Source organism: Nostoc cf. edaphicum LEGE 07299 (assembly GCF_015207245.1).
In the GTDB taxonomy this organism is placed as follows: domain Bacteria; phylum Cyanobacteriota; class Cyanobacteriia; order Cyanobacteriales; family Nostocaceae; genus Nostoc; species Nostoc edaphicum_B.
Genome location: NZ_JADEXF010000103.1, coordinates 1 through 8,279, shown reverse-complemented (window position 1 = coordinate 8,279; position 8,279 = coordinate 1). Strand labels below are relative to the sequence as shown.

The following is an 8,279-nucleotide window of genomic DNA, read 5'->3' as shown; positions in this document are numbered from 1 at the left end:
GAATCTTATCTGTCAAGCGGTAGAATTTGAAATTCCTGGTTCGTCTCGACGTTACTCGGCTGATTTTATCCTTTACCATCAGTTTTCTGGGTTAGCTCTCGATATTGAGATTGATGAACCTTATGCTGGAGATACAGGTAAACCTCACCACTGCATTGATGTTGATGATGATAAAATCCGTAACCGTTTTTTCTTAGAGCGCAATTGGGGTGTGGTGAGATTTGCAGAAGTTCAGGTGGTGCGTCATCCTTGGAGTTGTTGTAAGGCGATCGCTCAAATCATCGCTCGGTTGACTGGAGATGATAGTGTATTCATATTATTGCAAAAATTAGCTGATGTTCCTTTACAAAAACAGTGGACAAAGCGTGAGGCTAGGCTGATGGCTAAGAACAATTATCGTCAGTCTTATTTACCAAAAATGGGAAAGTAAAACTAGACATAGTACCTTCAACGAAGAGGCAGGGGGAAGGGGGCTCTTAGCTGGGGGGAAATGACCCCATCTAAGAGCCGTGAAGCGGAGTGGAACATGGGTCTGAGTTCCCCACTTCTAATAAGTGGTTCTCGAATTGATTGGGTCGAATCCCCCTTTCTGTTCCTTCTCCCCTGCTCCCTGCTCCCTTGCCTCTTCTTCAATACTCATTTTTAATAATCATATAGTCTCCCCAGAATAGGGCTACCGTGTACACACAAGTATTTTAGAGTTGTCCCACACCGTTTTAATCCTGTACAAAGATATGTGTACACAGTAGATTATGGGTAAAAATTGGAATGGTATTACATCGATTTTGTCAACCTTGCGTTAACTAATCTTTTTGGTTTTCTTACGCATTGCTTTTTTGATTTGCGGTGTGACTTCCACTTACGAATGCTCATAGCGACAGAGCCAAAATCCCGACTGGCAAAGGCTGTTGTTTTATTCGCACTGTGCCAAATTGTATCTGCCTCAGTTGGTTCGAGTGGAGGTTTACAGCGATCGCAATATTGGTCAAATAGTTGGCGTGGTTCGGGATGATAAACGATTCGGTGTCCGGTAAGTAAATTAGATGTACCTAGTAGATTACGAGCTAATTTGTAGCCAGAATTGTTTCTGTTTCCCTCAGATTCACCATAAGTTAGTAAAGTGCGATCGCTCAAAGTTAAACAGATAGATAAAGGAACAGACACTCCGCTAGCGCGTAGTTGTTTAAGAGATGAGCGATTATCTCTGGTTGTAGCCTGTGTTACTGTCCCTCGTCGGCAATGTAAGGTTGAGCGAGGGACAGTCACAGAAGGTTGCAGTAGCGCTGCTTGTGGGTCGATAACTTCTCCATTTTTCGCTCTTGTGAGAAGCTGCACCCACTTGCGCCAGCGTTGCTCAGAAAGTTCGTAGGGAAATAAGGCTGTAGAATCAAATGCGGTTTCTAGTTCTTCCACATTGTACTGACAGTTTGAACAATGCTCTAGGGTAATGGGGATGGTTGCACTCAATATTCCATCCACCACCCGTCTGCGAAGCATACCTGGCAGTCTCATGGAACGAGCTAAGTTGCAAATGGCTGGATCTGCGTTTTGGATAATCGTCAGTTGGCGATTGAGATACAGCCATTCAGCAGGATTTAAGGAATGGTTGCATTTAAAGTAAACGTGCAAGGATTTCCCACCTGTGTAAACTACGGCGGCGGGTTCCAAGTTGATTTCATCCCTTAGCCGGTTTACAGCTTGTCGCTGCTCACTCAATCCCAAATCATCAATTTCGTAGAACAAACATTGGCATTGACTAACGTGCTGATTGCTGATGCCCTTGTCTGGTTGGTTGGGGTAAAAGCTGACTGTAGCACCAAGATATGACATTTTAAATGCCAATGCCCAACCATCAGCATAGCGTTTAGGTGTCAGCCGCCAGCAGGTGTTGCCCTTTTTGTCTCGACCTCCGTAAGTACAGCAGTAGAGTTGAAATCCTTGCTGGGTGATTTTACCGCAGAGAATGTAGTGGGAGTAGAAAAATTGACCATTGCGACAGTAGTTATTCCAGTTTTTAGGTATCATTTCTGTAGGCAAGTCCCAAGAAATCCTGAGCCAAATTTTGGTTCCGGTGGTAAAGCCTATTTGTCTAAGAAATTTAATCGTTGTTTCTCTGGGATTTAAGGTCATGGCAGTTATGCCTAGAGAGTTTATCCCTCTCTAAGTGGCGTTAGCTGCGCTAGAACCAGCTTCTTCACATATAAATTTTTGCCTGAAACCTTTAATTAGCTTGGCTCACTCAGGAAAAAATGATAACTGATATCAAAGTTCCCAACTTTGAAGCTCTGGGATTCGCCTTTGGTTGGGTTGCGAGTGATTGTTAGTTAGCATCCCATTCCAACCAGCTTCACCGGGAGAAACTTGTTTGGCTTGAGGTAGTTCAGCCAGTATCTCAGCTATCAAGTCCTCAACTTTCTCATTATTTTTAAAAGCGATGACTACTGTATCGATCGCTCGCAAAAATTCTAAAGGTATTTGCTCGCTATCGCCTACACTCCAATATAATGTAGGTTTGCGCTTTTCTTTGTCAACAGTTGATTCTAAGGCAATGACAGAGAGAACTTCAATCGGGTCACTTAGTAGCACTGCTCTTTCTACTGTGGCATCTGTAGCAATCCAAAAACTACCTTTTTTTGTCGGTTCAGAGTTCAGGGGAATGGCGGTGAAGTCACCTGTTGGTTCTAGCTGCTTGGCAAGAGTTGGAAGATCATCGAGCGTGCGTTCCACAAATATTGCTTGACCTGTTTGACTTGCATAGAGCCAATCCTTTTCATACAATTCTGTGAGCAGAGAATTGGGTAAATTGTACTGCTGGCTTAAGTTTAGGCGTATTTGCTCCCAGTTTGTTGGTTCTAGTATAGGCAAAGAGTTTGTTTGAGTAACTGCTGGTATGGGATTTTCAACAGTTTGCTCCATGAGTTTCTGGATACGTTTGTCATCCCGCTTGGGATTGTAGTTTACACCTCGATGCTTTTGTAAACCAGGAAAGGTATATGCTTTACCAAGATGCGTACCACTAAAAGCCACACCATCAAGTTGGTAACTAATGCCTTTGACAATGCCTGTGCGAGTATAACCAACGCGGACATTAATACCTTGTTGTTGCGTTCGCTCTATTAGCTCTGGCATAGTGGGATGGTCGTGGGTTGCTTGGTCGAGCGATCGCTGAAGTCTCACTCTAACGCTCTCCTCTCCAGTTCTGGCAAGTTGCCTACGTTCACCAGTAGTTGGACTGTGCTTATCTTTTTCCCAACTTGGTTGCACCGATTGCAAATTGTATTCCTGCTCCAACTTGCGAATTACCGCTTCACTTCTGCGATCGTCCCAGCTATCAGAAACTGTAGTCCCATCTAATTGAATGCGACTGGCAGCAATATGTATGTGTTCATGAGTCCGGTCAGTATGCCGCACTACGACATATTGGTTCATATCAAAACCCATTGCTTGCAGATACTTCTGGGCGATTTCATCCCAAGTATCATCATCTAAACTCTCTTTGTGGGCCAAACTGAGAGAAGCGTGATAAACAGCCCTGCTCACCTTCGGGTTTAATCTTCGAGATATACCAAATTCAGCTGCTAATTCGCGTGGGTTTGTTCCTTCCATATTCCCACCGATTTGTCTTGCTCCATCTTTGCCAAAGAGGTAGTTTAGCAGTCCCCGAAAACTTTTACCTTTGATGTGCTTACCAATCATCCTTCATCTTGCAAATCAGTGATTAAATCAATTTCAGCAATCTCTCGCCGTACCTGTTTCACCAAATCTCTTACCTGTGACAACAATGCTCTATCTACGACCACAGGTTCTCCCATGAGTACTGAAGTATTGATTGCTTTAGCTATTTGGTTGAGGTTATTACCTATTTTCCCCAACTCCCAGTAAGTTTGGCCTGCTACTTTTGTGGCACGCCTGGGCAATTTATTTTTCAGAGTCTTGGCACGAAACAACTCACTCATAGTGAGATTATTTTCATCTGCCATTAACTGTGCTTTCTCGTATTCTGCCAAAGTCAGTCTAATGTCTATCCTGTGTGAGCGTTTTTGTCGCATTATTGATGCATTAGTCATTAGCTATTTTAAGTTTGACGACAGCATTATCATTTGTCATTGACCAAGCGGTTACTTACGATTCTGGTTCGATGCCAAGATGCGATGCGAGATAAATGGAATGCGCTGCAATAGCTTTGGTTGAGTACTAAGAAAGTCAAGATAGCGTTGCTCAGGAGTATCTCGATATAGCGAAAGCGATCGCCTACGGCGGAGCATAGCTCATCGCGCAATTAAAAAGCTAATCCGCCCAAACCTTGCAGAAATTTTCTAGGCTAAACTTTTACAGAGAATTTTCGTATCATCTCCCCTCTGTCACGGTGGTTGACCTACTTAGGTAGGGGAACCGTGAAAGGAGGGCAAGTTTGTTGCCGCACCTGGGGGGTGCGTTTTTTCTCCCCAGAAAAAATGTCCGGACAGCAACATAGCTTGCTACTCACCAAAGGTTTTTTTGGGCTACTCAAATTAAAAACATCAGTGGCATTGAGTTGGCATTTAAGTGGCACTGAACTGGCATTTTTTGACCATTTTCTTATCAATAACTAAGCTTATTGATAAGAAGAATATATACATAATGTATGCAGTGGCGTTGAATTGGCGCTTAATTGGGATTGAATTGGCACTCAAGTGACGCTTAAGTGGCGTTGAATTGGCATTTGAGTGGCGTATTTTTGAATTCAATAGCATAAAAATAACTACTTGAGAAAATGCAGCAAAAAAATAACCAATGGGCTAATTTTTTGCCTTATAAAAATGGTCAGTGGGTAGATTGGCATGATTTCTATTTGCACTTAACTTAAAGGAAAGCTTTTAGGTAAACCACAGTCAATGTCAAACTTGATAGTCAGTTTTGACCCTGGTGCTTCCTTGACCAAGATTGTTTACGAACTAGCAACTGAAGGCAAACCATGTTTGATGACAATGGAACCAGAGATGCTGAAGTTGCCTCAAAGTTCGATTGACGCTTATATGTCGAGTCGCAAGGGTTTGGAATCTCCTAAACCAGCAGATGAAGCCTGGGTGTCAAGTTCTGCGGATGGTGATACACAATGTACGGTAGTTGGATTCCTGGCACGGCAGTTTTCAGCATCTGCCAGACTCGATAAGCTCAAGTACGAAACCTCAATTCACAAAGCCCTGGCAGTTATTGGTGCGATCGCTCAACACAACAAATTGCCTAACAGGTTTTCACTATCACTGACCTCACTACTACCCTATGGTGAATATCAAAATCGCCAAGCATTTGAGCAACAGTTGCAGTCTGCACTCAAGGATTTTAGGTTTCGGGGTCAAAGGTTGCGGGTGAAACTGGAGCGATTCGAGTGCTTACCCGAAGGTGCAGGATTGGCAATGATTCGCCAACGCCAGAATGGTAAAGAATGGTTTAACGCCCAAACCATCGCAGTGCTAATGTTCGGGCATCGCAACACCAGCCTTCTATTATTTGAACGGGGCAAGATGACGGCGGGTTACACCAATGGACTGGGCTTTCACCAAATGGTAAAGCGAGTAATTGAGCGCACATCTGGACAGGATGCCACTGCTTTAACCTCTGCCATCTATGCAGCCGGTTCAGATATCACGGCTGACAACCAAGCAATTCGCGCTCTAGTCAAAAGCAGAGAACCTAAAAATCTTGATTATGAATTGCAGATGATTGTTAATGCCATTGCTACAGCTAAAACTGAGTATTGGTCTAGGCTTTACGATTGGCTGGAATCAACTTTACCTGCGGTGAACGAGGTGATTTTGAGTGGTGGCGCAGCATTGTACTTAGAGCAAGAGTTACAAGATTGTTTTCAAGAAATTTCCACTTATTGGGGTGCTGACTTACAACAGCAGGTACAAGAAGTATTCAAGGATAAAAGGAATGATTATTGCCATACTTTCCGAGAACAGGAAGCTTTGTCGTTTAGGTTGATTGATGCGTTTGGTTTGTTTATGCGGTTTAGAGCGCAAATCGAGAAATTAGCATGACTACAAATAAAAAACAACCCAAAAATAATGACAATAATAGACAGCCCAATAGTAGCGGTAGTCGCAGGCTGTCTGAAGGAACTGATACTGACAGACAAAGACAATATAAAAATTTGACTCTTCGGCTTCGTGCTTACTCAAATACTGTTGATGCAAAGCTAATTATATATTTGCAAAAAAGAAATGGGGTCAGTACTAGCAAAGAGATGGTGTTACAGGCATTACGAATGTGTTGGTTGCCTTTAGCATATCAAGCTCAAGCAAATGCGGATGTAGAAATTAGTGATAAAGAGGTGCGTCAGGTAGGGTTAATTTGTTGTCATGCCCTGGAGCAACATTTGGCTTATTTGCGAATGGAACTAGGATTACCGCATAAATCAAGTGATGTTTTGCCTGTACCTCTCAGCACTATGACCAATCCTCAAACGCTTGCTACTATGTTCGGGCTAGAAATTGGTAATAGTGGTGGTATTGATGATGAAAATGATAGTAATGCTAGCGCTAAAGGTAAAACGAAAGGCAATGGCAGTAGTAATAGTGACAACCAGCCAAAACACAAAATAGATTCTGATTCATTCATTCCTGGTGAGGGGTCTTTCTATGATGAAACAGACGATATGTTTGAGAATATTTAAGTATTTATTAATGCACATTTAGTCAAATCACAAAGGAGATTTCAGATGGCAGCAATTCACTTCATGGATGGTGAAAAAGGTGGAGTTGGCAAGTCTTTGTTTGCACGGGTTATGGTGCAATACTGCATTGACAACAAACTCTCTTATGAATTGGTAGAAGCAGACCAAAGTAATCCAGATGTGGGCGCATTTTACCCAGATAATCATAAAACAGCAGTTTTTAGCGAATCAGAGCGTAAAGCTTACGATGCTGATGAAATTTTTAATTTAGCACTAACAACTTCTGTCATTGTCAATTTACCTGCTCAAGTATACCCAGCAGTAACTGATTGGATTGAGCGGAATCAAATCCTAGAAATTACTGGGAAAAATAAGGTCAAAATATATAAGTGGTTTGTTTGTAGTGGTGGATATGACAGCGTTCAATTATTTATGCAATCTCTCGAACGCTTTGAGAACAAGATTAAGCACATATTTGTACGCAATTATGGTTTATGCGATGACTGGAAACATGTAGATGGACGTAAGAATTTACAGGATTTAATCAAAGCTCATAAAGTAGCTGTCATCAATTTTCCCAAGTTCAGCTATCGAGAGCGGGATATCCTTGATGCCAATCAGATAAATTTTTCTGCGGCTAGAGATTATGGAGAGTTAGGTGTATTGGGTAAGCAGCGATTACACAATTTTCTCAAAAAAGCTTCTGAGGAAATTGAGAAAGCTAAAATTTGGAATCTTCCGACAGCTTCAATTACTGCCCCGACAGAAAAAGTTGATGATGCTAATGTTAACGGCAAAGTTGCTACCAAGAAGTAATCTAATTCAGGAGTGGTGTAGATGGATAGCGGTGCATTTAGCCTGTGCAATTAATTTTACTTTTTTACTCAGGACTGTTTTGATGAAATCTCCCACAATCAAATCGGATTACCAAATGAGCGTAGGGTACGAAGGCGCTAATTAGCTAAAAGCAAATACAGATATGAGTAATTCTCACACTGAAGAACTCGATTTAGACGATGATTTTTTGGATTCAGTAGCCGCTAGAGGCAAAGGACTGAGCCAAATTCCTTACCCAACTTTACTAGATTTAGCCATTCGAGGTAAAGATGATTCATTTAAAGCTAGGGTTTGGGAAATAGTAGTCCAAACCGGACTTGACCCTGATGACCCAGCATTTCTGATGATGATTGCTACTGGCAGGCTGCAAGTACTGTTGGAAGACAATCCCAAAGAAATGGAAGCAATGTTTGACCTGTGGCAAACGCAGCTTTATGACCATCTTCAGACATATGAAAAGGCCGCAGTAAAAGGTCAGCAAAAAGCGATCGCTCAGGCTGTGACAGGATTAATTAGGCGTACTGAATTTGAGCGTGCTATTCATTCAGTTCCTTCTCTAATTGCTGCGGGAATACTGCTATTAATTGCAGCTGGAGTAGGCGGACTGGTAAGTGTAGGTGGAATGTCTTGGTATCAATCCAGTCATCTAGATCCTGCTGGGCCACGCCAACTCACACAAGCCCAAGCCAATGCTTTGGAATGGGCAACCAGTAATGAAGGTAAGTTTGCTCACAACCTAATGCAATGGAATCAAGATTTGCTGAGTCGTGACCAAAACGGTCAA

The 8,279-nt window shown here is 42.4% G+C and carries 9 protein-coding genes; 5 read left to right on the top strand and 4 right to left on the bottom strand.

Annotated elements, in window-relative coordinates; all coding sequences use genetic code 11:
- On the top strand, positions 1-430 hold a 430-nt coding region (locus IQ229_RS04870), incomplete at its 5' end, for a hypothetical protein (RefSeq protein WP_194041774.1).
- Positions 431-774: 344 nt separating this feature from the next.
- Here IQ229_RS04870 and IQ229_RS04865 read toward each other — a convergent pair.
- From IQ229_RS04865 to IQ229_RS04850, 4 genes are all read right to left on the bottom strand, one after another.
- Positions 775-2,130 carry a hypothetical protein gene (locus IQ229_RS04865; RefSeq protein WP_162398263.1) on the bottom strand — a complete coding sequence of 452 codons (1,356 nt, stop codon included), beginning with the start codon at positions 2,128-2,130 and terminating at the stop codon, positions 775-777.
- A gap of 132 nt (positions 2,131-2,262) precedes the next feature.
- Complete coding sequence (locus tag IQ229_RS04860) at positions 2,263-3,696, bottom strand: relaxase/mobilization nuclease domain-containing protein (protein WP_162398264.1); 1,434 nt, start codon at positions 3,694-3,696, stop codon at positions 2,263-2,265.
- Entirely contained in the window at positions 3,693-4,067 is a 375-nt protein-coding gene (locus IQ229_RS04855) for a plasmid mobilization protein (RefSeq protein ID WP_228013139.1), read from the bottom strand. The genes IQ229_RS04860 and IQ229_RS04855 overlap by 4 nt, the downstream gene beginning before the upstream one ends.
- A gap of 51 nt (positions 4,068-4,118) precedes the next feature.
- Positions 4,119-4,265, bottom strand: coding sequence for a hypothetical protein (locus tag IQ229_RS04850; RefSeq protein ID WP_202928733.1), 147 nt, complete (start codon positions 4,263-4,265; stop codon positions 4,119-4,121).
- A 609-nt stretch (positions 4,266-4,874) separates the two neighbouring features.
- Here IQ229_RS04850 and IQ229_RS04845 point away from each other — a divergent pair.
- The 4 genes from IQ229_RS04845 to IQ229_RS04830 form a co-directional block, all read left to right on the top strand.
- The gene (locus IQ229_RS04845) at positions 4,875-6,023 is read left to right on the top strand and encodes a ParM/StbA family protein (protein WP_162398265.1); all 1,149 of its coding nucleotides are present in this window, start codon (positions 4,875-4,877) and stop codon (positions 6,021-6,023) included.
- On the top strand, positions 6,020-6,658 hold the full coding sequence (locus IQ229_RS04840) for a hypothetical protein (RefSeq protein ID WP_162398266.1): 639 nt from the start codon (positions 6,020-6,022) through the stop codon (positions 6,656-6,658). Before IQ229_RS04845 ends, IQ229_RS04840 begins: the two co-directional genes overlap by 4 nt.
- A 45-nt stretch (positions 6,659-6,703) precedes the next feature.
- Positions 6,704-7,474, top strand: a complete 771-nt coding sequence (locus tag IQ229_RS04835) for a mobilization protein (protein WP_162398267.1) — start codon at positions 6,704-6,706, stop codon at positions 7,472-7,474.
- Between the two features lie 163 nt (positions 7,475-7,637).
- On the top strand, positions 7,638-8,279 hold a 642-nt coding region (locus IQ229_RS04830), incomplete at its 3' end, for a DUF6753 family protein (RefSeq protein ID WP_194041772.1).

Bases quoted from the DNA above. Each gene is read 5' to 3' on its own strand.
- IQ229_RS04865 (WP_162398263.1), bottom strand. From the start codon at position 2,130: ATGACCTTAAATCCCAGAGAAACAACGATTAAATTTCTTAGACAAATA.
- IQ229_RS04860 (WP_162398264.1), bottom strand. From the start codon at position 3,696: ATGATTGGTAAGCACATCAAAGGTAAAAGTTTTCGGGGACTGCTAAAC.
- IQ229_RS04855 (WP_228013139.1), bottom strand. From the start codon at position 4,067: ATGACTAATGCATCAATAATGCGACAAAAACGCTCACACAGGATAGAC.
- IQ229_RS04850 (WP_202928733.1), bottom strand. From the start codon at position 4,265: ATGCTCCGCCGTAGGCGATCGCTTTCGCTATATCGAGATACTCCTGAG.
- IQ229_RS04845 (WP_162398265.1), top strand. From the start codon at position 4,875: ATGTCAAACTTGATAGTCAGTTTTGACCCTGGTGCTTCCTTGACCAAG.
- IQ229_RS04840 (WP_162398266.1), top strand. From the start codon at position 6,020: ATGACTACAAATAAAAAACAACCCAAAAATAATGACAATAATAGACAG.
- IQ229_RS04835 (WP_162398267.1), top strand. From the start codon at position 6,704: ATGGCAGCAATTCACTTCATGGATGGTGAAAAAGGTGGAGTTGGCAAG.